22 protein-coding genes are annotated in these 23,290 nt (G+C 61.5%); 10 read left to right on the forward strand and 12 right to left on the reverse strand.

All coding sequences use genetic code 11. The features are described 5' to 3' along the window. Positions 1 to 3 precede the first annotated feature (3 nt). The 4 genes from AB7D48_RS01820 (at position 4) to AB7D48_RS01835 (ending at position 5,002) form a co-directional block, all read left to right on the forward strand. Complete coding sequence (locus tag AB7D48_RS01820) at positions 4 to 2,223, forward strand: LPS-assembly protein LptD (protein WP_427975556.1); 2,220 nt, start codon at positions 4 to 6, stop codon at positions 2,221 to 2,223. Then, positions 2,220 to 3,518, forward strand: coding sequence for a peptidylprolyl isomerase (locus AB7D48_RS01825; RefSeq protein ID WP_427975558.1), 1,299 nt, complete (start codon positions 2,220 to 2,222; stop codon positions 3,516 to 3,518). Before AB7D48_RS01820 ends, AB7D48_RS01825 begins: the two co-directional genes overlap by 4 nt. A gap of 7 nt (positions 3,519 to 3,525) precedes the next feature. Beyond that, positions 3,526 to 4,104: a YqaA family protein gene (locus AB7D48_RS01830; protein WP_427975560.1), complete on the forward strand. Its 579-nt coding sequence runs from the start codon at positions 3,526 to 3,528 to the stop codon at positions 4,102 to 4,104. A gap of 136 nt (positions 4,105 to 4,240) precedes the next feature. Beyond that, positions 4,241 to 5,002 carry a DeoR/GlpR family DNA-binding transcription regulator gene (locus AB7D48_RS01835; RefSeq protein WP_427975562.1) on the forward strand — a complete coding sequence of 254 codons (762 nt, stop codon included), beginning with the start codon at positions 4,241 to 4,243 and terminating at the stop codon, positions 5,000 to 5,002. Here the strand turns inward: AB7D48_RS01835 and AB7D48_RS01840 are convergent, their stop codons facing one another. After that, positions 5,003 to 6,871 (reverse strand): ABC-F family ATP-binding cassette domain-containing protein, encoded by a 1,869-nt coding sequence (locus tag AB7D48_RS01840; protein WP_427975564.1) that lies wholly within the window; start codon positions 6,869 to 6,871, stop codon positions 5,003 to 5,005. Positions 6,872 to 6,960: 89 nt separating this feature from the next. Between AB7D48_RS01840 and ndk the strand changes: the two genes are divergently transcribed. After that, on the forward strand, positions 6,961 to 7,383 hold the full coding sequence (gene ndk / locus AB7D48_RS01845; RefSeq protein ID WP_427975566.1) for a nucleoside-diphosphate kinase: 423 nt from the start codon (positions 6,961 to 6,963) through the stop codon (positions 7,381 to 7,383). A 67-nt stretch (positions 7,384 to 7,450) separates the two neighbouring features. On the opposite strand, the gene AB7D48_RS01850 is transcribed toward ndk, so the two are convergent. The 5 genes from AB7D48_RS01850 to AB7D48_RS01870 form a co-directional block, all read right to left on the reverse strand. Then, positions 7,451 to 8,218 (reverse strand): SDR family NAD(P)-dependent oxidoreductase, encoded by a 768-nt coding sequence (locus AB7D48_RS01850; RefSeq protein ID WP_427975568.1) that lies wholly within the window; start codon positions 8,216 to 8,218, stop codon positions 7,451 to 7,453. Positions 8,219 to 8,282: 64 nt separating this feature from the next. Further along, positions 8,283 to 8,627 carry a hypothetical protein gene (locus tag AB7D48_RS01855; RefSeq protein ID WP_427975570.1) on the reverse strand — a complete coding sequence of 115 codons (345 nt, stop codon included), beginning with the start codon at positions 8,625 to 8,627 and terminating at the stop codon, positions 8,283 to 8,285. Between the two features lie 9 nt (positions 8,628 to 8,636). After that, positions 8,637 to 10,025, reverse strand: coding sequence for an FGGY family carbohydrate kinase (locus AB7D48_RS01860; protein WP_427975572.1), 1,389 nt, complete (start codon positions 10,023 to 10,025; stop codon positions 8,637 to 8,639). Further along, positions 10,022 to 11,233, reverse strand: a complete 1,212-nt coding sequence (locus AB7D48_RS01865) for an NAD(P)/FAD-dependent oxidoreductase (protein WP_427975574.1) — start codon at positions 11,231 to 11,233, stop codon at positions 10,022 to 10,024. The genes AB7D48_RS01860 and AB7D48_RS01865 overlap by 4 nt, the downstream gene beginning before the upstream one ends. After that, positions 11,226 to 12,629, reverse strand: coding sequence for an NAD(P)/FAD-dependent oxidoreductase (locus tag AB7D48_RS01870; protein ID WP_427975576.1), 1,404 nt, complete (start codon positions 12,627 to 12,629; stop codon positions 11,226 to 11,228). Before AB7D48_RS01870 ends, AB7D48_RS01865 begins: the two co-directional genes overlap by 8 nt. 125 nt (positions 12,630 to 12,754) lie before the next feature. On the opposite strand from AB7D48_RS01870, the gene AB7D48_RS01875 reads away from it, so the two are divergent. After that, positions 12,755 to 13,246, forward strand: a complete 492-nt coding sequence (locus AB7D48_RS01875; protein WP_427975578.1) for an Lrp/AsnC family transcriptional regulator — start codon at positions 12,755 to 12,757, stop codon at positions 13,244 to 13,246. Beyond that, a complete protein-coding gene (locus AB7D48_RS01880) occupies positions 13,239 to 14,156 on the forward strand; it encodes a cytochrome c oxidase assembly protein (protein ID WP_427975580.1) in 918 nt (305 codons plus the stop codon). The genes AB7D48_RS01875 and AB7D48_RS01880 overlap by 8 nt, the downstream gene beginning before the upstream one ends. A 4-nt stretch (positions 14,157 to 14,160) precedes the next feature. Here AB7D48_RS01880 and AB7D48_RS01885 read toward each other — a convergent pair whose 3' ends face one another. The 6 genes from AB7D48_RS01885 to AB7D48_RS01910 form a co-directional block, all read right to left on the reverse strand. Continuing rightward, entirely contained in the window at positions 14,161 to 14,775 is a 615-nt protein-coding gene (locus AB7D48_RS01885; protein ID WP_427975582.1) for an ABC-type transport auxiliary lipoprotein family protein, read from the reverse strand. Further along, entirely contained in the window at positions 14,776 to 15,774 is a 999-nt protein-coding gene (locus tag AB7D48_RS01890) for an MlaD family protein (RefSeq protein ID WP_427975584.1), read from the reverse strand. It lies immediately after the preceding gene. Beyond that, positions 15,774 to 16,508, reverse strand: a complete 735-nt coding sequence (locus tag AB7D48_RS01895) for an ABC transporter ATP-binding protein (protein ID WP_427975586.1) — start codon at positions 16,506 to 16,508, stop codon at positions 15,774 to 15,776. The genes AB7D48_RS01890 and AB7D48_RS01895 overlap by 1 nt, the downstream gene beginning before the upstream one ends. After that, positions 16,505 to 17,587 (reverse strand): ABC transporter permease, encoded by a 1,083-nt coding sequence (locus AB7D48_RS01900; RefSeq protein WP_427975588.1) that lies wholly within the window; start codon positions 17,585 to 17,587, stop codon positions 16,505 to 16,507. Before AB7D48_RS01900 ends, AB7D48_RS01895 begins: the two co-directional genes overlap by 4 nt. A gap of 67 nt (positions 17,588 to 17,654) precedes the next feature. After that, positions 17,655 to 18,677 (reverse strand): HoxN/HupN/NixA family nickel/cobalt transporter, encoded by a 1,023-nt coding sequence (locus tag AB7D48_RS01905; RefSeq protein WP_427975590.1) that lies wholly within the window; start codon positions 18,675 to 18,677, stop codon positions 17,655 to 17,657. Between the two features lie 253 nt (positions 18,678 to 18,930). Then, positions 18,931 to 19,713 carry a helix-turn-helix domain-containing protein gene (locus AB7D48_RS01910; RefSeq protein ID WP_427975591.1) on the reverse strand — a complete coding sequence of 261 codons (783 nt, stop codon included), beginning with the start codon at positions 19,711 to 19,713 and terminating at the stop codon, positions 18,931 to 18,933. 108 nt (positions 19,714 to 19,821) lie between these two features. On the opposite strand from AB7D48_RS01910, the gene AB7D48_RS01915 reads away from it, so the two are divergent. The 3 genes from AB7D48_RS01915 to AB7D48_RS01925 are packed head-to-tail and all read left to right on the forward strand — an operon-like array spanning position 19,822 to position 23,224. Further along, on the forward strand, positions 19,822 to 21,324 hold the full coding sequence (locus AB7D48_RS01915) for a bifunctional 3-(3-hydroxy-phenyl)propionate/3-hydroxycinnamic acid hydroxylase (RefSeq protein WP_427975593.1): 1,503 nt from the start codon (positions 19,822 to 19,824) through the stop codon (positions 21,322 to 21,324). Between the two features lie 31 nt (positions 21,325 to 21,355). Then, positions 21,356 to 22,210 carry a fumarylacetoacetate hydrolase family protein gene (locus AB7D48_RS01920; protein WP_427975595.1) on the forward strand — a complete coding sequence of 285 codons (855 nt, stop codon included), beginning with the start codon at positions 21,356 to 21,358 and terminating at the stop codon, positions 22,208 to 22,210. An 18-nt stretch (positions 22,211 to 22,228) separates the two neighbouring features. Then, positions 22,229 to 23,224, forward strand: a complete 996-nt coding sequence (locus AB7D48_RS01925; RefSeq protein WP_427975597.1) for a VOC family protein — start codon at positions 22,229 to 22,231, stop codon at positions 23,222 to 23,224. Positions 23,225 to 23,290: the final 66 nt, after the last annotated feature.

Genomic DNA, 23,290 nt, shown 5'->3' on the forward strand with positions numbered 1-23,290 from the left:
GCCATGACCCGTACCGGCCGCCTTCTCCTTCTGCTCGCCTCCTCCTGCCTGGGAGGACCGGTCCTGGCCCAATCCGTGGGGTCGCTCGTTTCCGGCCCTGCCCCCTCCGGCGGCAAGGATGCGCCGGTGAGCTTCACGTCGGACAGCCTGTCCTACGACAAAAACGGCAATATCATCACCGCTTCGGGCCATGTCACCGCCGTGCAGAACGGCCAGACCCTGCATGCGGACAAGGTCACCATCGACCGCAACACCAATATCGTCACCGCATCGGGCCATGTGGTGCTCGTGCAGCCGGGCGGCGAGACAGTCTATGCCGACCATGTCGTGCTCTCCGACAATATGAAAAACGCGGTGATGAAATTCGTCGCCGCGCGACTGGCGCAGAACGCCCGTATCATCGCCAATGGCGGGCGGCGTTATGACGGGAAGATCGACGAGCTGTCCAAGCCCGTCTATTCCGCCTGCACGCTCTGCAAGGACGACCCGCGCGCGCCTCCCACCTGGGCGATCCGTGCCACCAGCGCCACGCGCGACCTCGAACACAAGATGATCGAGTTCCGCAACGCCACGCTGCTGCTCAAGGGCGTGCCGGTATTCTGGCTGCCTTACATGACCGAACCAGACCCATCGGTGAAACGCCAGACCGGGCTGCTGATCCCTTCCGCCGGCGCAACCTCGCAGCTCGGCGCCTTCATCGCCATCCCCTACTATATCACGCTGGGCAAATCGGCCGACCTCACGCTGTCGCCCATATTCGCCACCAAGCAGGGGCCGGCGTTGAAGGCCGATTACCGGCAGGCCTTCAACCAAGGAACGCTGGATGTGCGGCTCTCTGGCGGACGCGACCGCGGCAGCTTCGGCAGCTCGATCTTCGCCAACGGCACGTTCGACATCAACGAGAATTGGCGGACTGGCTTTTCCTTCAACCATGCCTCCAACCCGCAATATCTGGATGATTTCAGCATCCTGCCCAACGCCTCCTACCTGGAGAGCAATGTCTATCTGGAAGGGTTCGGTGCTGGCTCCTACGCGCGGATCGACGCCCAAACCTTCCAGGGGTTGGTCGCCTCGGTCGATCAAAACAAACTGCCGATCGTCGCCCCCTACGGCCAGTACCATTTCGTCTCTCAGCCGGACCGGCTCGGCGGCACTTTTCACATCGACGTCAACGCCTTCAACGTGATGCGCGATGTTGGCACCAATACCAGGCGCTTAGCCGTCATCCCGGCCTATTCCGTGCCATTCACCCTGCCCGAGGGCATAGTGGGCACCGCGCGGCTACAGCTCGACGCCGCGTATTACAACGCCGACAAGCTGAACCAGCAGCCCAATTACAGCACCGTCCAGCAAAGCAGCATCGCCCGCGCCCAGCCTTATGGCGCGGTCATGCTGCGTTGGCCCTTCATCCGCCCGACCCAAAATTGGGGCAGCCAGCTGATCGAACCAATGGTGCAGCTCGTTGTCTCGCCGGTTACCGGCATCTCGGACAATGACAAAATCCCCAATGAGGACAGCCTCGATCTCGAATTTTCCGATGCCAACCTGTTCTCGCTCAACCGTTATCCCGGCATCGACCGGTTGGAGGGTGGCACGCGGGTGGATTACGCCATGCACGCCGCCTGGTACCTGCCCGGCGGCATGACCCTGGACGGGCTGCTCGGCCAGTCCTACCGTTTTCATAAGGATTTCGTGTACCTGCCCGCTTCCGGGCTTGAGGATAATGCCTCCGACATCGTTACACGCCTGGTGGTGGCTCCCACCCCCTGGTTCAATGTCGCTTATCGTGGCCGGCTCTCGCATAAGACGCTGGGCAACCGGATGACCGACCTGACCGCCAATTTCGGCGATAACCGGCTGAAACTCTCAACCGGCTATCTCTACACCAGTACAAACCCTTATGCCTTGTACGACGATGCGACCCAGAGTGAGGCGATCACCCTCGATCCACCTTCCTCTTATTTCACCTCGCGCAAGGAAATCACCGCCAACATCGCCACCCAGCTAGGCCCCTGGTCGCTTTCGGGCGGCCTGCAACGCAATCTTGAGACCGACCAGTTCGACGAGGTGAACGCCTCCGCCGGCTGGCAAAATGACTGCTTCGGTGTCAACGTGATCTTTTATAAGCGTTTCACCTCCTTCAACCTGGACAATGGCAGCACGCTGGTGCTTCTGCAGCTCACGTTCAAAACCCTCGGAACCGTCGGATTCAACGCCCTATGAAAATCCTGCTTCGCGCCGCCCTTCTCGCCACGGTCTGCGCTGCCCCGGCTTTCGCCCAAAGCGTGGCCCCCACCTCCGCCACCCAATCAGGGCCGGATTCATCGGGCATGACGGCGGTGGTGAACGGGCAAGTCATCACCACGCAGGATGTCGCGGCGCGTGCCCGGCTGCTCGCCCTTTCCATGGGCATGAACCCCACACCGCAAATCATCCAGCGCCTCGCGCCGCAGGTGACAAAACAGCTGATCGACCAGACCCTGCAGCAACAGGAAATCAACAAGCTGAACATCACCGTCTCCGACCAGGAGGTCGCGGACGCCATCTCTCATATCGAGCAGAGCAACAATATTCCCGCTGGCGGGCTGCAATCGCGCCTCACCGCGGCCGGCGTGCCGTACTCCACCCTCTTATCCCAAATCCGCACCGGCATCGGCTGGCAGAAAGTGCTGCATAAGGTTCTGGGACCAGGGCTACAGCCCACGCCGGGCGACCTCGAGGCGCAAAAAACGGCGCTGAAGGCCAGCCTTGGCGCCACCCAATACCATCTGGCGGAGATTTTCATCCCCGTTACCGACCCGAGCGATGAAACCCCCGCCGAGAATTTCGCCGAGACCGTCATCGGGCAGCTTCGCCAAGGCGCGCCCTTTCCCATTGTCGCGGCCCAATTCTCCCAGGCTCAGACCGCCCTGGCCGGCGGAAATCTCGGCTTCGTCCAGCTCAACCAACTCGATCCGCCGGTCGCGGCAACGGTGAAACAGATGCCGGTCGGCGCCATTTCCAACCCCATCCGCGTGCCCGGCGGCTATGAAATCGTCCAGCTTCTGGACAAACACGACGAAGGCAACCAGCTCCAAACCATCCTGGACATGCGCCAGGCCTATGGCCAATACCCCCAACCAGTCACGGGCGGGCAGCTTGGTCAGGTGCAAATCGACTTCATCACCAAGTTCATGGCCAAGGCCCAGAAGGCCAAAAGCTGCCAGGATGTCGAGGCGCTGAACGCGGCCTACGGCAATGTCCATCCCGCCAATCCAGGGCCTGTGAATCTCGCCACCGTCACGCCCACGGCTTTCCAAAAAATCCTGGCCAGCCTGCCGCTCAACACGCTGAGCCGCCCGTTGGTGGAAGCCGCCGGTGTCTCCGTGGTCATGATCTGCGGCCGTACCCAGGAAAAAGCCCAGCTTCCCTCCGACGATACAATCACCAACATGATCATCGACCGCCGGGTGCAACTCGAATCCGAACAGATGATGGACCAGCTGCGCCACCGCTCCGTCATTCTGCAGAATAACTGACCCACCGATGCTGCGCCGTCTCTATGACCGGGTGCTGAGCCTGAGCGCGAAACCCTCGGCACCTCTATGGCTGTTCCTGCTGGCGATGGCGGAAGCCAGCTTCTTTCCCCTGCCGCCGGACGTGCTGCTGATTCCCATGGCACTGGCGGCGCCACGGCGGGCATTCTTCTTTGCGCTGCTGGCGACGCTTGGCAGCGTGCTTGGTGGCGCCGTCGGGTATGGCATCGGCTATGCTTTGTTTGCAAAGCTGGCGCAGCCCATCATTCATTTTTATCATTACGATGCCGCCTTCGCGGCGTTTCGGCATAAATTCGCCGAATATGGAGCCGCCATCATCCTCATCAAGGGGTTGACGCCGATCCCTTATAAAATTGTCACCATCGCGGCGGGCGCCGCCGGTTTCAATTTCTGGGCCTTCATGGGGCTGAGCCTGATCACACGCGGCGGTCGATTCTTCCTGGAAGCGTTACTGTTACGGTTCTTTGGAGAGTCGGCACGGAATTTCATCGAAAACCGTCTCGGGCTGATCACCAGCCTCTTTGCCATTCTGCTCATCGCTGGATTTTTCATTCTGAAATACGCCTGAAAACCCACCCGGCGCGGCGAATTGTCTCTATTATGGAATCAATTCCGCGTTCCTTCTGAAAAATTGTTGCAAATAGGGTATTTGCATAATTTCGTCTCAGCAATCATACTCGCCTTCAATCTAGACGGGTACATGAATGAGGCAAGAGAAGCGGGAACGGCAGGCAAAAATCTTAGCGGCGCTCAGCACTGCCCCCAGCCTCAGGGTCGCCGAACTCGCAAATGAATTGCATGTATCGACTGAAACAATCCGGCGGGACTTCGATGAGCTGACCCGCGCTGGATTGCTCAACCGTACCTATGGCGGCGCGGTGCGGCCCTTGAATACCGAACCCAACGTGTCCGAACGGCAAGCGCTGCGCCTGCGCGAACGCCAGCGTATCGCGATGGCGGCTGTCGAACAGGTTGCCGATGCCCGGATCCTGCTGATCGGCAGCGGGTCGACGGCAACGCATGTCGCGCATCAGATCGCCGCCAAACTCAATGACATCATGGTTGTCACCCATTCATATGGCGTCGCGGCGGCACTCAGCAGCAATCATTCGATCAAGGTGATGATGATCCCCGGCCTCTACCATTCCGGCGAAGCCAGCACGACCGGTGGCCATGCCATTGTGTTTCTGCAAAGCCTGTACGCGGACTATGTGATCCTGGGCGCTAGCGGCCTGACCACGGACGGCGCCAGCGACGCGCTGCCCGAAATTGCCGCCGTGAACATCGCGATGCTTGGCCGCGCGGCGAAATGCGTCGTCACCGCCGACCACGGTAAATTCAATCTGCTCTTCGCCACGCGTTTCGCAAGCTGGCCTCAGGTGGATCTCTTGGTGACCGACGCACCGCCGCCCAACGAACTGCGCAGGGCCTTGGAACAAAATCGCGTGCAGCTTGTGGTGGCGTGATCAGTCCGCGGCTTCCAACGCCTCAGCCGCTTCCAGCCATGCCAGTTCGGCGGTTTCGATCTCGTTTTTCAACACGCCCAGCCGCAGCGTGATCTGGTTCAACGCCGCCGCCTTGGCCGGGGTGTAAATCCCCTCATCCGCCAGCTTCGCCTCCAGCATCTCCTTCTCTGCCGTCAGCTTGTTCAGCGCGGTCTCCGCCGCCCTGGCCGCTTTCTGCAACGGCGCCAGCTTGGCACGCGCCTCGGCCCGCGCGGCCTTGTCGTTCTTCTTTTCCTCAACCTTCCTGGCCTGGGCGGGGGCCGCGCGCTCGCTCATGGTCGCGGCATAGGCGGCCAGATCGCCCTCGAAGGGCGTGGCCTTCCCATTCGCCACCAGCACCAGCCTGTCGGCAGCCAGCTCCACCAGATACGGATCGTGCGAAATCAGCACCACCGCCCCCTCGAAATCCGTCAGCGCCTTGATCAGCGCATCGCGGGCATCAATGTCCAGATGGTTCGTCGGTTCGTCGAGAATCAACAGATGCGGCGCATCCCGCGTGGCCAAGGCCAGCAGCAGCCGCGCCTTCTCCCCACCGGACATCTGCCCCACCGGCGTGTTCACCCTGTCCGCATCCAGTCCAAACCGCGCCGCCTGGGCACGCACCTGGGCAGGCAGCGCCCGCGGCAAGGCCCGCGCCAGATGGTCATAGGGCGTATCCGTCAGCACCAGATCATCCTCCTGATGCTGGGCGAAATACCCCACGCGCAGCCCCTTTACCCGGAACTCCCGCCCCCGCATGGCCGCAAGCCTTCCTGCCAGCAGCTTCGCCAAGGTGGATTTGCCGTTGCCGTTCTGCCCCAGCAGGGCAATCCGGTCTTCCATATCAATCCGCAGGCTCACACCCGACAGCACCGCCTTGCCGTCATAGCCAATATCAACGCCCTCAAGCTGGAGCATCGGCGGCGGCAGTTCCTCCGGTGAGGGGAAGGAAAATTGCGTCGCCTGCGCTTCCACCACCGCATCGAACTGCGGCATCCGCTCAAGCGCCTTCAGCCGGCTCTGCGCCTGCCGAGCCTTGCTGGCCTTGGCGCGGAAACGATCCACGAAGGCCTGCATATGCGCCCGCTGTGCCGCCACACGCTCCGCCGCCCTGGCCTGCTGCAAGGCGCGCTCGGTCTTGATTCGCACAAACTCCGCGAACCCACCCGGCGTCATGCTCAGCTTGCCGCCATCCAGATGCACAATCGCCTCCACGGCCCTATCCAGAAGCTGGCGGTCATGACTCACCAGCAGAATGGCGCCGGGGAATTTCTGCAAATAGCCTTCCAGCCAAAGCGTTGCTTCCAGGTCCAGATGGTTCGTCGGTTCGTCCAACAGCAGCAGATCGGGCTCGGAAAACAGTACCGCCGCCAGCGCCACGCGCATCCGCCAGCCGCCGGAATAGCTGCTCATCGGCCTGGCCTGCCATGCCTCGTTGAACCCCAACCCCGCCAGAATGGAGGCCGCCCGCGCGGGCGCTGAATCCGCCCGGATCGCCAGCAGCCGCTCATGAATTTCCGCCAGACGCTCACCGGGCGTTTCCGGATGCTCCGCGGCCCGCAGCAGCGCCGCGCGCTCGGTATCGGCGGCCAGCACCACATCCAGCGGCGTAATATCGCCGCCCGGCGCCTCCTGCGCCACATAACCCAGCCGCACCCGGTTCCCGAGCAGGATCTTACCGCCATCCGGTCTGATCTCCCCGGCCACCAGTTTCAACAGCGTGGATTTCCCCGCCCCATTGCGCCCGATCAGGCCGACATGCCTGCCCTCGTCCAGCAGCAGCTCCGCATGCTCCAGCAGCGGACGGCCGGCAATGGAATAAGAAAGGTCTTCAAGGCGCAGGACACTCATGCGTCTTTCTGTATATAAGCCGCCAGGGCTTGCCCAGCCTGGGCTGCCCGGCTATTGCGCCCGCAACATCCACAGGAAAGCAATAGACCATGGCCATCGAACGCACCTTGTCCATCATCAAGCCGGACGCCACCCGCCGTAACCTCACCGGCAAGATCAACGCCAAGTTCGAAGAGAATGGCCTGATGATCGCGGCCACCAAGCGCCTGCACCTCACCAAGGCCCAGGCCGAGGCGTTCTATGCCGTGCACTCCGCCCGCCCCTTCTTCAACGACCTGGTGTCCTTCATGATCTCCGGCCCGGTCGTGGCGCAGGTTCTCTATGGTGAGAACGCCATCGCCAAGAACCGCGATATCATGGGCGCCACCAACCCGGCCAACGCCGCCGCCGGCACCATCCGCGCCGAGTTCGCGGAATCCATCGAAGCCAACTCCGTGCATGGCTCCGACAGCCCGGAAGCCGCCGCGAACGAGATTTCCTTCTTCTTCGCCGAAATCGAGATCGTCGCCTGATCCTCAGCAAAGGGCCGCGTTCCGCGCGGCCCTTTTCATACCCCCGCCTCTTTATACCCCAGCCTCTTTATACCCCAGCCTCTTGGGCCAGCCCGGCATCCCCAAACGCCGCCCAGCCGCCATCCACGCTCAACACGGCGCCTGTCACATAAGAGGCCGCCGGCAGGCACAGAAAAACAATCGTCTCCGCGATCTCCTCCGGCCGCGCCAGCCTTCCCATCGGAATCCTCCCCCGCAGCCGCTTGATGTCGATGGAGCCGTCCCGCTCCAGCTTTTGCACCAGGGATGTCGCGGTAAAACCCGGCGCCACCGCGTTCACCCGCACGCCCTTGCCCGCCCATTCGCAGGCCATGGAACGCGTCATGGAAATAACTCCCGCCTTCGCCGCGCCATAGGCATTGCGGCGTGGCAGCCCCGTGACCCCGGCGATGGAGCTGAGATTCACAATCGCGCCGCCGCCCTGCGCCAGCATCGCCCGCCCCGCCTCGCGAGACATCAAGAACGTACCGGAGAGATGTACCCGCAGCGCCTGCTCAAACCCTTCCAAACCCTGCTCCAAAGTCGGAATATGCGGCGTGCCGATCCCGGCATTGTTCACCAACGCATCGATCCGCCCGAACCGCGCCGCCACCGCCTCGATGGCCGCCAGCACATCGGCCTCGCACGCCACATCGCACCTCACCCCGAGATGCTCCACCCCCAATGCCGCCGCATGGGCCTCCACCGCTTCCGCCCGCACATCCAGCAGCGCGACGCGCCATCCCCGCGCGGCAAACAACCTGGCCGTGGCCAGCCCGATTCCATCCGCCGCGCCGGTGATAATGGCCGCTTCCATGCTGTCCTCCGTTTTGTTTATCGGAGATAAGCTGTAACCGCCCACCGCGCGCCGCAATGGATTTTCAGGGCTTTGTCTTGGATTTACGGCTTGTCCGCCACGCCTGCCAATGATCCCATTTTTTCTGAACCCACCCCAGCCCATGCAGGGTGGCGCGGCGGATGGGCGGAATGTCTTCCCCCACCAGAATGGCCCCCAGGGGCAACATCCAGATACCCAATACCGGCAGAAAGCTGAAAATACCGCCCAGCATCAAGGCCACCCCCACGGGGATGCGCACCCATTTAGCCTGCGGGCGGATCAGCCACTCATAAGAATGACGGACAGTGCTGGGCAACACCCTGAATAACCGCATAAGACGAGGATCATGCTCAGCATCCATGCCTTCACTATGAAGAGTCTCCGGCATGATGGCGAGTCACCGCCAGCCCTTGGCACGGGCCACGGCATCCTCGAAACGCCCTCGCCATTCCCGTGCCGGGCCCTCAGCCGGGGAGATGCTTCTGATGCCCCCAGGTCTTGCCATCTCCCGCCCCGCGGCCATGGATGCCACGCCAAAGGCCGTCAATTCATCGAAAGCCGGGCAAGCGATCTCACGCTCCAAAACATTCGCTAAAAATTCAAGGAAATACGGGCTGCGGGTCAGGCCGCCATCCACCGAGATGCGATCATGGATCGGCACCAGGGCGCTCATCGCCTCCACAACCTCGGCGGTGCGCAGGGCTATGCCCTCCAGCACGGCCTGAGCCATATCCTGCTTCGTGGTCCCGGTCCCCATGCCGATAAACAGCCCGGCGCCAGAACGATCCCAATGCGGGCAGGCAAGTCCGGACAAGGCGGGCACGAAGGCAATCCCCCGCGAAATCGCCGGCGCGGCCTCGAACACCGCCAACTCGGACAAATCGGTGAATAACCCGATCCGCTTCGCCCATTCCACGGCGGACCCGGCATCGTACACCCCACCATCCACGGCATAACTACGCGCTCCATTGGCCTCCCAGGCCAATGTGGGCAGCAAGCCCCGTTCCGGAGCGCGAATGATCTCCTCTCCCGTCACCGTCAAAGCGAACGCCCCCGTGCCGAAAGTGATCTTCGCATCTCCCCTGGCACGGCAGCCATGGCCATACAGCGCGGCTTGCTGGTCCACCATCGCGGCCCGCACGGATATACCGCCAATCTCGCCAAAATCGCCCTGGGACGGCCTGATTTCGGGCAGCGCCTCCATCGGCACGCCGAAAATGCGGCACAATGTTTCATCCCACCGCCCGGTTTCCAGATTCATCAGGCTAGTCCGCGAGGCCGTGGTGACATCCGTGGCGAACACCCCCGCCAAACGGTCTAGAAAAAACGCATCCGTGGTGCCCAGCCGCAACCGATTTTCCCGCAATGCCCGCCCAGCCTCGGGAATGTTACGCATGATCCAGCCTAATTTGCTGGCGGAGAAATATGCATCCAGCGGCAACCCGGCACGCGCCATCACGTCCGGGCCATGCTCCACGAGCGCCGCCACCTCTGCCGCCGTGCGGTTATCCTGCCAGACGATCACCGGGGAAATCGCCCTGCCCGTCAACGCGTCCCAGGCTAGGCAACTCTCTCCTTGATTGGCGAGGCCAATCGCCGTTACTCCTTCCGCAGCCGCCAGACAGACACGTAAATTCTCCAGCAACTCCTCCGGGTCATGTTCCACCCAGCCCGGGCGTGGATAGATCTGCCGGTGCCTCACGCTTTGAGCGATCCGCGCCGCGCCATCCTCCAGCAACAGAATACGCGTGCTGGTCGTGCCCTGATCGAGCCCGGCAATCCTCACTTGATGATTTCCACAACCAGCCGCGCATCGTCCGGCGGCGTCTTCACCCCATCCAGATTGATCAAGATCCGCCGCTCCGGCAGTGCGTCCACCCGGCGGCGGTACAGCACGGCCTCACCCGCCCGCACCCGCAACTGCCCTTGCACCGATGCCGCCACCCGCAATTGCAGCCGCCCCCTCAAGGGCGCCACATGCGCCAGACGCTGCGGCATCACGAATTTCACGTTCTCCCCCGCCGACACGTCCAGACTGCCTTCCAGGCTCGGCAGCCCACCGGAAAGATCATCGGCGATATAATCGCCGATCGTCACGCCTTCCCGGAAACTCCACCCCGCCGTCTCGACCGGCCGCAGCACATTCCCCGCCGCGAAATAGGCCGTGTCGGAGCAACGTCCATACTGGTCCACAACCGGACCGCGCGTACCGGGATCGAAGGATAAATGGCTGGATTGCACCAAGCTCGCCTCCGGCAAGAACCTGCCTGTGAACAGCACGCCGTCGCATGCGAGGCTTTGCCCCGTGGACAGCACCACCCGCTCCACCCTGGGCATTCCGTCAATCCGCTCGATTGTCGTATTCAGGTGCAAGGGCACACGCGCCAGCTTCGGATAAAGCGAAAGCGGCCAGCGCGCCGTGGGACGGGCATTTTCCTCCACCATCGCCACCGGACGGATGCCGTGATGCCGGCAGGTGGAAAGGGCGGAAAGCGCCACGAGCTCAGTGCCCACCACCACAGGGCGGCGGAACGGCACCAGTCCCTGCATATTCACATAAGCCTGCAAGGCGCCGGTATTCAACACGCCGATGGGCCGTGCTCCCCCCACCAGCCGCGCGGCACGCGACATCTCCCGTGCCCCGGTGGCCAGCAACACCCGCCGGGCCTGAATCTCCCGCCTCCCATCCGGCAGCGCAACCTCCAGCCTCCCATCCGGCTTCAGCGCCACCACGCCATGACGCGGCAAAATCTCCACCCCCGCCGCCCGCGCCGCTTCCGCCAAGCGCCGGGCATAGGCGGGGCCGGAAAGAACACGGCCAAATTCCCGCATCCCAAAAGGCGGATGCGCGCAATGGCGCGGCACACCGCCCAGAATCTCCTCGCGCTCCAGAATTGTTACACGTGGAACACCGCGCGCCTTCAACCGCAGCGCCGCCGCGATACCGGATGGCCCGCCGCCGACGATCGCCACATCCATCATCGCCTCAATCATGGGCCAGCGGCTCCTGCAACTTACCCGCGCTCAGCACCGCCAAGCTGGCATGGCAGTAAAACCCCTGGCATCGGCCCATCCCCGCGCGGGTGCGGCGGCGCAAACCCCCGAAATCCCCAGCGGGCAGCGGGCCTTGCAACGCCGCCTCAATCTCCTGGCGGGTCACCATCTCACAATGGCAGACGATCTCTCCGTGAGCCTCCGTTTGCCAGTCGCGCAACGCGCATTCGGCCAGGCGCGGCACACCGGAAATGGCCGGAGCGGCCTGCTCCTCCGCACCACCGCCATGCAGTTCCCAGGCATGCAAGGCCAAGCCCAGGGCGGCGGTCAGACCCGTGGAGCGGATACCGTTCAGCCCGATATAGTTCCGTTCCGGTTCGTGCCGCGCGCGGTAATGCTTCCGCTCCGTCGCCGGACGGATGCCGGCATAAATCGCATTCACCCCCATCTGCGCCAAATCGGGCAAAATCTCCTCGCCTCTGGCCTTCAGCATCTCCAGCGTGCCATGGTCCGTGCCCGCATCGGTGCGGCTCTCCTGTTCCTCCGCCGTGGGACCGACCAGCACATTGCCGAAAATGGTCGGCGTCACCACAATGCCCTTGGTATGCTCGCCCGGCACCGGCAGGATGATATGGCGCAGCAGCTTCACGGCTTGCTTGTCATATACCACGAACTGCCCCTTGCGTGGCTTGATGGTGAAGGAAGCTCCACCCAGCAACGCCTTTTCCAGCGCATCCCCGAACAGCCCGGCGCAATTGACGATGGTTGTGGCCTCAATCGCCCCCTCGCTGGTCCGCAACTCCCAGCGCCCGCCGGAGAATTCCCCACCCAGCACCTCGATATTCCGCCGTACCCGCGCCCCCGCCGCAATGGCTTGCAGCACATAGGCCAAAGGTGCGCTCCAGGGGTCGATGAGGAATTCCCGCGGCACCAGCACGCCCGCCTTCACCGCTGGAGACAGATGCGGTTCGCGCGCCAGAATCTCCACGCGCTCGACGGCCCGCACATCCTCCACCCCGTTGCCGTGCGCGGCCTCTACGATGCCGGGCAGCCGCGCCACCTGCTCATCGTCCCAAGCCAGCACCATTGCCCCGCTTTCCAGCAGCGGCAAGCCCAGACTGTCGCGGATGGTGAGATATTCCCGGTATCCGGACCGCATGCAGGCAAGCTCCAGACTGTCCGGCGGCGCGTCGAACCCCGTATGCAGGATGGCGCTGTTACCCTTGCTGGCGCCGGAGAGAATATCGGCCCCTTTTTCCAGCAGCACCGTTTTCGCCCCGCCCAGGGCGAAACGCCGCGCCACCGCGCAACCCACCACCCCGGCCCCCACAACCGCGACATCGAACATACCGTTGAGAGACAACACCGGGCAGGCCGGCGTCAACGGAAGAAGCACCGATTTTTTACCTTGAAAGCAGCATCTTGCGCACGATCCGGCGGTAAAGCGGCAATCTGCATGATATTGCCCATGGCCAAATGATTTTACGCAATTATATTGCGCCAAACGACCTTGGTGATTGTATGCAGACTGAGACCGAGCTGCTTGTGCTGGACGAGATCGACCGCAAGATCCTTTCGGAATTGCAGGAAGATGGGCGCATGACGAATGTGGAACTGGCCCGCCGGGCGGGAATCTCGCCCCCGCCCTGCCTGCGCCGTGTGCGACGGCTGGAAGAAGCCGGCTATATCAAGGGCTATCATGCCGAAACGGACGGGCATAAGCTTGGCTGGCAGATCGCGTTTTTCGTGATCGTGGGGCTGGAAAGCCAGAAGCTCGCGGTGCTGGAAGCTTTCGAGGCGCTGGTCGCCACTTGGCCTGAAGTGCGGGAATGCCACATGATTCGCGGCGGCGGGGATTTTCTGCTGAAACTGGTGGCGCGCGACGCGGCGCATGAAAATCAACTCACCCAACGCCTGACCAATGCCGCGCATGTGGCGCGGGTGCAGACATTGCAGACAATCCGCACCAGCCGCGCCCTGTCCGGTGTCCCCATGGACAGGCTGAATGGCTGAAATCCGCCTCCTTCTCCTCACGCTTGTGGTGGGGGGAGGATGCTATTTCATACCCGCGCGGTTGCCGTTTCTTCTGCCCTTTGTGTTCAATCCGCTGATATTCGCGGGATGCCTGCTGCTGTTATTCTGGTATTGGCGAGGCCTGCGCCGCCTTGCGGCGGATATGCGGCCGGGCAAGCCGAGGCAAGGCTTCTTCCTGGCCGGTGTACTCGGCGTTTGGTTCGTGCTGCAGACACATTTTGAGTATCTCGCCCAGCATATGTTCTTTCTGAACCGTGTGCAGGCGGTGACTCTAGGCATGATTGCGCCGTTCTGCGCGGGTATTTCCTGGCCGGGAGCGGTGCTGGCGGCGGGGGCGCCAGACTGGGTCAACCGGACCGCCCGGGCAATATGGCGATGGGTAAGACCTCTCTCTCATCCGTTGGCGGCGATGGCGGTGTTTCTCGTCACATCCGATATCTGGCTGCTACCGCCGGTGCATTTCGCGGCGATGATCGACCCCGCCTTATATGCGTTCATGAACCTGTCCTGCCTCGCGGGGGGTGTTCTGTTCTGGATGGTGGCGCTGGACCCTCGCCCCAAACCACCTTGCCGCTATTCCTATCTCGCCAGGGCAGGCACCGGATTTTTCGTGATGTTTCCACAAATCGCCATCGGCGCCTTTATCGCGCTAAGCCATACGGACTTGTTCTCGTTCTATGAGCTTTGTGGACGGCTCTTCCCGGCCATTTCCCCCGCCGACGATCAACTGCTCGGCGGGCTGATCCAATGGATCCCGCCGGGCATGATGAATGTTCTGGCCTTGATCATCTCACTGAACGCTCTGCGCTTGGCCGAAGCCCAGGCCGACAAGCGCTTTATCCCACCACCGGGCGCCAAGCTCTACAAAGCGGACTGGATAGGAGATTAGCCTTTCATCGTGACGCATAACCCGCCAGCCGCGCCATGGCCTGCGCCAACAGGCTGGCAACGGCCTGGGTCTGCGCCGCAGCCTGCGCCGCGGCACCCGTGCCGTGCACGGGCTGGGCGGCGGTCAGCTTCACCTGTCCCAAAGGCTGCGCGAAACCACCTAAATTGCCAGCGGGCTTGATCACCAAAAGGCTCATCGCCGCGCGGGCCTGACGGGCGGGTATGTCTGTCAGAAGCTCCGTTAACTCACCCTCGACGATGAGCCCCGGCGTCAACCGCGTGCCGGGCGTGACCACGGCGGAGAACAGCCCGCTAGCCTGCGCCCAGCTCACCAGCCCTTGTGTGACCGCATCCGCCGGAGGAACAGCCCACAGATTATAATAATCGATCTTCAGATCGCCCCCTGTCAGCAAGCTTTGCAATCCGCGCCGCTCCAACCCCGGCCCCGCGGTAATGCCACGCACCAGCAGCACCGGCCCCGTGCTCATGGTGGCACCATTTCCCGACGGAGGCGGCTGCAAGGGCCAGATGGTGCGGGGAACATATTTCTGCCGTGGCAGCAATGAGCTACAGGCCACAAGACCTAGCGGCGCGGCCAGGATAAAACGGCGATACGGCATTTATTTACTTCCTTCCTGGGCCGGAGGCGGGGGAGGCGCGCCCCAAATCACCTGACTTGGATTGGTGGAAAGCGTGGAAGAGAAGTCACGCAGATTATCCATGGTGGCTTTCATCGATTGCAGAATGGGCAGGAGCTGCCCCTGCACATCCGCCGTTGTCTCGCTTGCCTGATTCACCGCCGCCTGAGAGGCTGAAAGCAGAGCGGGAAGCTGGGAGCTGATCTTGGCTAGTTGCGCCGTCGTCTGGTTGAGCTGCGCCAGAATTTGCTCCGTCTGCTTGCCGCCCGCCAGATTGCGGATGCTGGCGGTGGTGGCGGGCAGGTTGCTCTGCTTCAGGGCCTGATTGAGGGTGCTCAACAGCTCATCGGCATTGGCCAGGGCCTTATGCGCGTCTCCGCTGCTGACCTCGTCATTCAATGTGGCGAGAAGCTGACTTAGATTATCGCTCATCTTCGCGATGTCGACCTGACCAAGGGAGCTGAATATTTTTTCCGCCACGTCCTGCACCTGGGTTAAAGTACTTGGGATCGCGGGAATGACCGGATCGTCGGGATGCCAGGGGACGGCTTCCGGCGGATAGGTTTTCGGATTCACGAAGCTGAGATCGATATAAGAGAGGCCGGTGATGCCTTGCGGCTTAATCTGCGCGCGCAGGCCCGCGCGAACGGCTTTTTCGATATCGACTTCTCCGACTTTTTTGAAATTCAACCTGAACCGGACCACGATCTGGCGATATTGGTGATCATTTTCGATCGACCGGATATCCGGCGCATAATCCATGGCGGCGAGACCAAGATAGGTGACGTTGCCGACAGGCACACCGCGATATTTTACCGCGGTCCCGACCGACAGACCCTGCACCGACTCGCTGAAATAACTCTCATAGAGGGTGCCGCCCTGAAACAGCCCGCCGGAGAGAAAGAGAAACAACGCCACCAGACAGGCAATACCCGCCAGCACGAAGGCGCCAACGCGAAAGCTCGCCGCATTCAGCTCCATCACAGTGTCTCCCGGTGAAAAAAAGCCCGAACCATCGGGTGGGTGGAATCCTTCATCAGCTCATGCGGACTGCCCAGCGCGATCAGTCCTTGCGCCTGGGCATCCAGCATGGCGCAGCGGTCGGCGATGGCCATGATCGAGGGCAGCTCATGCGTCACCACCACGCATGTGGTGCCCAGCGTATCACGCAGGCCAAGGATCAGCTTATCCAGACCGGCGGACGTAACGGGGTCCAGACCGGCGGAGGGTTCGTCCAGCATGAGAACCGGCGGGTCCAGCGCCAGGGCACGCGCAATGGCGGCGCGCTTGATCATGCCGCCGGAAATTTCCGAAGGCAGGCGCCGCACCGCATCCCCCAGCCCGACCAATCCTAGTTTCAGCCGCGCCACCTCCTGGCAGGCGGCGGCGGGTAGATCCGTGAACACGGATAGCGGCAAGGAGACATTCTCCAGCAAGGTCATCGAACCAAACAGCGCGCCAGACTGAAACATCACCCCGATCTGGCGCCGGACCGCCGCCGCTTGATGGGTCACGCTATGGCCAGCCACGGTAATGTCCCCCGCCGTGGGCGGCAGCAGGGCAATCATCTGTTTCAACAAGGTGGATTTGCCACAGCCGGAACCACCGAGAATGACGAAGACCTCCCCCTTCTGGATGTCAAAGCTGACATCGCGGAAAATGGTGCGGGACCCGAAGATTTGCGTGGCGCCCTGGACCTGGATCAGCCCGCTCACAGATGCAGCCTGTAGAGAATAATGGCAAACAGCCCATCCAGCACCACCGTGGCGACGATACCGCCCACCACCGCCGCGGTGGCGGCCTGCCCCACCGCGCGCGGGCCGCCACTGGCGGTGAGCCCCGCCCGGCAGCCGATGAGCGCGACCGCGGCGGCGAACACCACCCCCTTGGCCAAGCCCTGCAAAAAATCCCCCGGCGCGGTCAGGATGGCGATATGCGATGTGATGGCCGACAATGGATAACCGAATGCCGCCAGGACCGACGCCATGCCCGCCAGCCCCGATGCATCCATCGCCACGGTCAGGGCCGGCATCACCAGCATCGCCGCGGCGATGCGCGGAAGTACCAGCATCACCGTGGGGTTGATGCCCATGGTGACCAGCGCGGAAATTTCATCATTCACCCGCATGGTGCCAAGCTCCGCCGCATAGGCGGAGCCGGTGCGCCCGGCCAGGATCACCGCCACCAAAAGCGGCCCCAGTTCCCGGCATAGCGCGATGGTCACAAGATCCGCGACATACAAATCCGCGCCGAACTGACGCATGGGCACGGCGGACTGAAAAGCCAGGATCATGCCGATCAGATAACCAAGCGCCAGAACGAGAAACAGCGCCCGCATCCCGGCACGGTCCGCGATCGCGGCAAAATCCGACCGGCGGAGCAAGCGCAGATTGGCGGGCAACGCGATGAATGACAGCAGGGTTTCACCGAAAAAGGCGATCCGGGTGCGCCAATTCTTTATAAAACCTGGGAGACCAGCCGTTTTCCCACGGGGGGAAACGGGAGAAGGTTCCGGAGGGCGTGCCACCGCGCGTAATTGCGCCAATAACGACCGTGCCGCATCGTCAGCGCCAGCAATGTCCACCTCGCCGCCATGGCGGCGTTCCATTTCCAGCAGCAACGCGGCACCGGAACTGTCCAACCGTTGGACCGCGGACAAATCGAGGATGAGCCGTGCTCCAGCCGCCGCGGCACTGGCCCGAACGGCCCGCTCCCAAAGCGGGCCGAGTTCGCGCGCCGTCAGCGCCCCCCGCATGACGATGCGCCCATCGAAGATATTCAGCTCAGCGGACATGTCGGGGTCAATTTGCCGTATATTCCGCCCCTTGGCCAGAACAAGGATGGTTGACCGCGATGAAGTTTTAATCCGTCAAGACAACCGGAATTTCATCGTAACGTTTCAGCCGGTAAACGGAAACCGAAAAGATCCAGGCCAAAACAAAAATACCGATAATGGCGTAGCCCAGCACGCCGAACACGGAATCGCCGCTGAGCAGGGCCACCTTGTCCCAAAACCAGCCCGAAAGATTATATTGGGCCTGGACCAACCCCAACGCCTCCAACCCACCGACGCAGACAGCCACCAGCACCGAAACAGAGGTGATGACGATATTATAGAATAGCTTGCGCATGGGTTTCATGAACGCCCACCCATAAGCGCCGAGCATGAGGATGGAGTCGGCCGTGTCGATCAACGCCATGCCCGCCGCAAACAATGCCGGAAACAGCATGATGGACCAGACAGGCAGCCCCTTGGTGGCGGCCGTGGCGGAAAGGCCGAGCAAACCGACCTCGGTTGCGGTGTCGAACCCAAGCCCGAACAGAAAACCCACGAAATACATCTGCCAGCTTCGATTGATCATGCCGAACAATCCCCGAAACAAACGGCCAAAAAAGCCACGCCGGGCGAGCAGGAGGTTGAGATCCTCATCCGAATAGGCGCCGCCCGCTTTCACACGCCGGAACGTGGCGATGACGGAACGCAGGATGAGCAAATTCATAACCGCGATGGCCAACAGAAAAAACGCCGAAATGGACGTGCCAATGAGACCGCCCCAGTTTTGCAGAATATTGAACCGCCCCTTGACGGCCCCAGCCACAGCCGCCACCGCTGCCGACAAGCCAAAAACAATGCTGGAATGCCCCAAGGAAAAGAACAACCCCACCCCAATGGGACGCTGCCCTTGCTGCATCAGCTTACGAGTGACATTGTCAATGGCGGCGATATGGTCGGCATCCACGGCATGGCGCAAGCCAAAGCCATAAGCCAAAAGGCAAGTCCCAAGCAGGAGCGGGTGATCACGAAACACCGCCAGCGCCAAGCCCCAGAGAAGGATGTTGAACAACAGAAGCGACGCGCAAAGAGCCATGCCCCTGCGCGCCATGCGACCTGAAAACCCCTGTCGCAGTGTTTTGAACATAAGCGGTTCCCGTCCAACCCCGTGACCTTGATGACGCAACCTAACAACAGGTCAGTATGATGTAAATGTTCATTCTTCATACCGACGCGTTGCCACTGGCCTGACCGGCTGGATCGATCGAACCACCTGTTCTGGGCCGGAGCTTATTTGAAGAGATCAGGGTATGCCAGAAGACGCATGGCGATGCGGCAGCATCGGTGGCCCAGACGATTTAAGTTCAAACCGATTCGCCATTTTCCCGGGCAAGCCTTTGTTCGATGATGCGCTTGGTTTTCCGCAAGGGTGCCAAACAGCGCGCGACTCCCTCCTGAGCGCTAATGGCCCGGGCCATCCAGATTGCATTGATACAACCCAGCAATTTCCCCCCCGCGAAAACAGGCAGCGCGACGGCTCCTGTATGCGGCCAGATCTCACCACCCTGGCGTAGCGCGTAGCCACGCTTGCACGTGGCGGAGATCAATTTCCTGGTCTGGGCCTCGTTTTTGGCCAAGGCATCCTGCGGGTTCTTGGAACGGGCCAGCATGGCCAACAATGTTTCACGTTCCTCCCGCGGCGCGAAAGCGAGATAGGCAAGACCGGACGCGCTGCCGAGCAAGGGTAATTCCTGCCCAATCATGTTGCGGTCGATGGATAATGGTGCCAGCCGATGGGTTGTGTCGTGAATGATCATTTTCAACCCTTCGAGGGTGGAAACATCGCATGGCCAGGAAATGCGTTGAGTCAGGGCCACCAGTTCCGGCCTGGCCACCGCGGCGATCCAATGCTCATCCTCGAAACCTTCCGATAGACCGCGCACCTTCAGGCGCAGATGAAAATGCTCGTCGGCGGTCCGGCGACCGACATACCCGTCATCCAGCAAGGTTTGCAACAGACGGTAGATGCTGGACCGCGGCATGCCGGTTTCACGCGCCAAGGTCAGCACACTGGCATTACCCAGACGATTCAAAGCCGCGAGAACAGCAAGGCCACGGCTGAAGGCACGAATTGATTTGGGTGACATATCGTATGTTCGTTCAGTGGACAGTTTCGAAAACGACTTTGCCTCCAGCCCCTTCAACCCACAAGTTTCACCGCCATGGGGTGCCAGGTGCATCTGGGGGGAAACAAGATGACCGACGATAGAAAGACCTGCCTCTCCTCACTGGAGGCCGATGTGGTGATTGTCGGCTGTGGACCGGTGGGAGCGTTGCTCGGCAATTTGCTGGGGCTGCAAGGAATACGGGTCGTGATTCTCGACCGGGAAGCGGCGGCGTATCATCTGCCGCGCGCCGTGCAGTTCGATGCCGAGGTGATGCGCCTGTTGCAAACAGCGGGGCTGGCCAAGGAAATGGAACCACTTTTGCGCGTCGTGCCAGGAATGCGCTTTATCGATGATGAGGGGCGCCTGCTGCTCGACTGGGCGCGCCCAATAGAGCGCGGCCCCCAGGGCTGGCATGAAAGTTACAGATTTCATCAGCCGGAACTAGAGGCCTTGCTGCGCGCGGGCTTGGCGCGTTTCGCCACGATCACTCAGCGTTATCACGCCGAGGTCTATGCCATTACACAGAGCGAGACAGACGCGACTGTACAATATGAGGATCTGAACAGCGGCAAACTCTTCACCTGCAAGGCTGCTTATGTGGTGGGATGTGACGGTGCCCGCTCACTGGCGCGGCGGCTGATTGGCAAACCGCTGGACGATCTGGGGTTCAATGAACGCTGGCTGGTGGTGGATGTGCTGCTGCTCCACCCATGCCCGGACCTTGGCGAGCATGCCGTACAATTCTGCAGCACCCAGCGGCCGGCAACCTATATTCGCGGTACGGGGGATAGGCGGCGTTGGGAGATCGCGGTGTTGCCAGGCGATGACGAAGCCCGCCTGATACAGCCAAGCACGGTGCTGGATTTGCTGAAGCGCTGGGTCAAGCCTGAAGATGTGCGCATTGAGCGTGCCGCGCTTTATACGTTCCGTTCCGCCGTGGCGGCGCGATGGCGGGATAGACGGTTGCTCATCGCCGGAGACGCCGCGCATCTCACACCGCCTTTTCTTGGCCAGGGCATGTGCGCGGGAATGCGTGACGCGGGCAATCTGGCTTGGAAATTGGGGCGGGTGCTGCATGGGCTGAACGATACGGCCTTGCTCGACAGCTATCAGAGCGAGCGAATACCGCATGTACGTGAATATATCGAGCTCGCGATAAAGCTTGGCGGGCTCATCAACACCACGGCAATGGCCGGAGCAGTCCCCGAAAGCGCCCTGGATGATCGCGAGGTGATGAAGATGCGCTCGATCAAGCCAAAATTGGGAGCGGGCGTGGCGGCGGAATGGCGGATGGGCCCCCTGCGCACCATCGCCCGTCAAACATGTCTGGACGATGGACATTGGCAGGACGATGCCGCGGGATACCGATATGCCGCGTTGCTGACACCGGGCCTGGCAGCACAATTGCCAGCGGCGTTACGCACGCGGCTTGAAGCTCGGGACGTTGCGTTGCTGGAAGGCGAAGATGCACAACCCCAGGCATGGCTGCGAGAGCTGGGAGCGGCGGGTGTGCTGGTACGCCCTGACCGGTACGTCCTCGGCACCGTGAATTCCGTTCAGGACCTGGACGCGCTGAGTACCCTCATCTGACTTGTTCTCATTTTAAAATCAGGAGTGAAACATGAAACTCATCACATTCATGCACGCCGACGGGCTAAGCTATGGTGCCGTCAAGGGACGTCTCGTCGTGGATCTGAAACGCAGGTTCGGCACGAAGTGGCCAACCTTGCGGGACATGCTGGCGGGGAACGGGCTGCACGAAGCCACCCGCGTGGCGCGGGACACTGAACCGGATATCGCACTGGATGAGCTGCAACTGGCCCCCGTGATTCCAAACCCGGACAAGATTATTTGTGTCGGTCTCAATTACCGCGACCATGTGGCCGAGACCGGTCGGAGCGTGACACCGAACCCGGCTCTGTTCGGACGTTTTGCGGGGAGCCAGATCGGCCATCTGCAACCGATGATCAAACCCATCGTTTCAGACAAGCTGGATTACGAGGGGGAACTGGCGGTGGTGATCGGCAAAGAGGGACGACATATTCCAGCGGAGAAGGCTCTGGAATATGTCGCTGGCTATTCATGTTATAATGAAGGAAGCATCCGCGACTGGCAGCTGCACACCAGCCAGTATTTAGCGGGCAAAACCTTCGCGGGGACCGGTGCGTTTGGCCCGTGGCTTGTCACGGCCGACGAAATCCCCGACCCCGCCACGCTGCATCTTACAACCAGGCTGAATGGTGAGACCGTACAGAGCAGTTCAACCGGATTGATGATCACGCCAGTGCCGCAGCTTATCGCCTATATCTCGACCATTTTACCGGTTTTGCCGGGGGATGTGATTGTTTCCGGGACACCAGGCGGGGTGGGGCTGAAACGGACTCCGCCGCTTTTCATGAAACCGGGCGATGTCGTGGAGGTGGAAATCAGTGGAATCGGCGTGCTGCGCAATCAGGTCATGGCCGAGCCGGCCTGAAATAAAAGGAAGCGCGAAATGGAACCGTTCACTGAATTAACCGCTCTGGGATATATCGGGGTCCGCTCATCTCGCCTCGATGAATGGGGGGACTATGCCACCCGGTTACTTGGCATGCAGGCCGTGGACCAAGCGTCAACGATACGCGCGTTTCGCATGGATGACCGAAAACAGCGCCTGATTGTACAACACGGCCCAGAGGAGGGGCTGGGATTCATTGGCTGGGAAACAACAAGCGCGGCCGCACTGGACCGGTTGGCCACGCGCTTGGAGGCGCATGGCATCGCAGTACGCCGCGCACCGCGCGCTCTGGCGGATGAGCGTCACGTCAAGGAACTGATTCAATTTCTAGACCCCGCGGGAAATCCTTTGGAGGTGTTTCATGGCGCGGCCATCGCCGATACGCCCTTCCGGCCAAGCCGCCCAATTTCGGGTTTTCGCACCGGGCCGTTCGGCATGGGGCATGCCGTGCTGAACGTGGAGGATGCCACCGCCTTGCTGCCCTTCTATCGGGATGTGCTGGGGTTTCATGTCAGCGATTACGGACTCACGCCCTATGCACTGTATTTTTTTCATCTCAATGGCCGGCATCATAGCTTTGCCATGGTCGGTTCCGGCAAGCGTGGGGTGCATCATTTCATGGTGGAGTTCTGCCAGCTCGACGATGTGGGCCAAGGTTACGACTTAGCCCTTTTGGAGACAAACCGGCTTGCCTACACGTTGGGGCGGCACACCAACGACCATATGACATCCTACTATACCCATACGCCATCTGGATTTTTCGTCGAGACCGGCTGGGGAGGGCGGACGATAGATCCTCCCACATGGCAACCCCATGAAACATTCGACGGGCCAAGCCTGTGGGGACATGACCGGCTATATATGGAGCCGGAACCGCGCGCCAAGCTGCAAACAATGAGGCTGGACGCGGCGGCACGCGGTATCCGCGCACCGGTCGTACTGCCGGACTGCCCCTGGGCACAAACCATCTTTGCCAGCGCGGAAAAAGGATGATTTCCCCTGGCGTAAAACTTTACGGGACAGTATATATGCAAATATTTAATTAAAATCGATTTTTAT

The sequence above is a fragment of the Acidocella sp. genome, from assembly GCF_050253495.1.
In the GTDB taxonomy this organism is placed as follows: Bacteria; Pseudomonadota; Alphaproteobacteria; order Acetobacterales; family Acetobacteraceae; genus Acidocella.

Excerpts from the sequence above, each read along its gene's own strand:
- AB7D48_RS01820 (WP_427975556.1), top strand. The coding sequence starts at position 4 with ATGACCCGTACCGGCCGCCTTCTCCTTCTGCTCGCCTCCTCCTGCCTG.
- AB7D48_RS01825 (WP_427975558.1), top strand. The coding sequence starts at position 2,220 with ATGAAAATCCTGCTTCGCGCCGCCCTTCTCGCCACGGTCTGCGCTGCC.
- AB7D48_RS01830 (WP_427975560.1), top strand. The coding sequence starts at position 3,526 with ATGCTGCGCCGTCTCTATGACCGGGTGCTGAGCCTGAGCGCGAAACCC.
- AB7D48_RS01835 (WP_427975562.1), top strand. The coding sequence starts at position 4,241 with ATGAGGCAAGAGAAGCGGGAACGGCAGGCAAAAATCTTAGCGGCGCTC.
- AB7D48_RS01840 (WP_427975564.1), bottom strand. The coding sequence starts at position 6,871 with ATGAGTGTCCTGCGCCTTGAAGACCTTTCTTATTCCATTGCCGGCCGT.
- ndk (WP_427975566.1), top strand. The coding sequence starts at position 6,961 with ATGGCCATCGAACGCACCTTGTCCATCATCAAGCCGGACGCCACCCGC.
- AB7D48_RS01850 (WP_427975568.1), bottom strand. The coding sequence starts at position 8,218 with ATGGAAGCGGCCATTATCACCGGCGCGGCGGATGGAATCGGGCTGGCC.
- AB7D48_RS01855 (WP_427975570.1), bottom strand. The coding sequence starts at position 8,627 with ATGCCGGAGACTCTTCATAGTGAAGGCATGGATGCTGAGCATGATCCT.
- AB7D48_RS01865 (WP_427975574.1), bottom strand. The coding sequence starts at position 11,233 with ATGATTGAGGCGATGATGGATGTGGCGATCGTCGGCGGCGGGCCATCC.
- AB7D48_RS01875 (WP_427975578.1), top strand. The coding sequence starts at position 12,755 with ATGCAGACTGAGACCGAGCTGCTTGTGCTGGACGAGATCGACCGCAAG.
- AB7D48_RS01880 (WP_427975580.1), top strand. The coding sequence starts at position 13,239 with ATGGCTGAAATCCGCCTCCTTCTCCTCACGCTTGTGGTGGGGGGAGGA.
- AB7D48_RS01885 (WP_427975582.1), bottom strand. The coding sequence starts at position 14,775 with ATGCCGTATCGCCGTTTTATCCTGGCCGCGCCGCTAGGTCTTGTGGCC.
- AB7D48_RS01890 (WP_427975584.1), bottom strand. The coding sequence starts at position 15,774 with ATGGAGCTGAATGCGGCGAGCTTTCGCGTTGGCGCCTTCGTGCTGGCG.
- AB7D48_RS01900 (WP_427975588.1), bottom strand. The coding sequence starts at position 17,587 with ATGTCCGCTGAGCTGAATATCTTCGATGGGCGCATCGTCATGCGGGGG.
- AB7D48_RS01905 (WP_427975590.1), bottom strand. The coding sequence starts at position 18,677 with ATGGCGCGCAGGGGCATGGCTCTTTGCGCGTCGCTTCTGTTGTTCAAC.
- AB7D48_RS01910 (WP_427975591.1), bottom strand. The coding sequence starts at position 19,713 with ATGTCACCCAAATCAATTCGTGCCTTCAGCCGTGGCCTTGCTGTTCTC.
- AB7D48_RS01915 (WP_427975593.1), top strand. The coding sequence starts at position 19,822 with ATGACCGACGATAGAAAGACCTGCCTCTCCTCACTGGAGGCCGATGTG.
- AB7D48_RS01920 (WP_427975595.1), top strand. The coding sequence starts at position 21,356 with ATGAAACTCATCACATTCATGCACGCCGACGGGCTAAGCTATGGTGCC.
- AB7D48_RS01925 (WP_427975597.1), top strand. The coding sequence starts at position 22,229 with ATGGAACCGTTCACTGAATTAACCGCTCTGGGATATATCGGGGTCCGC.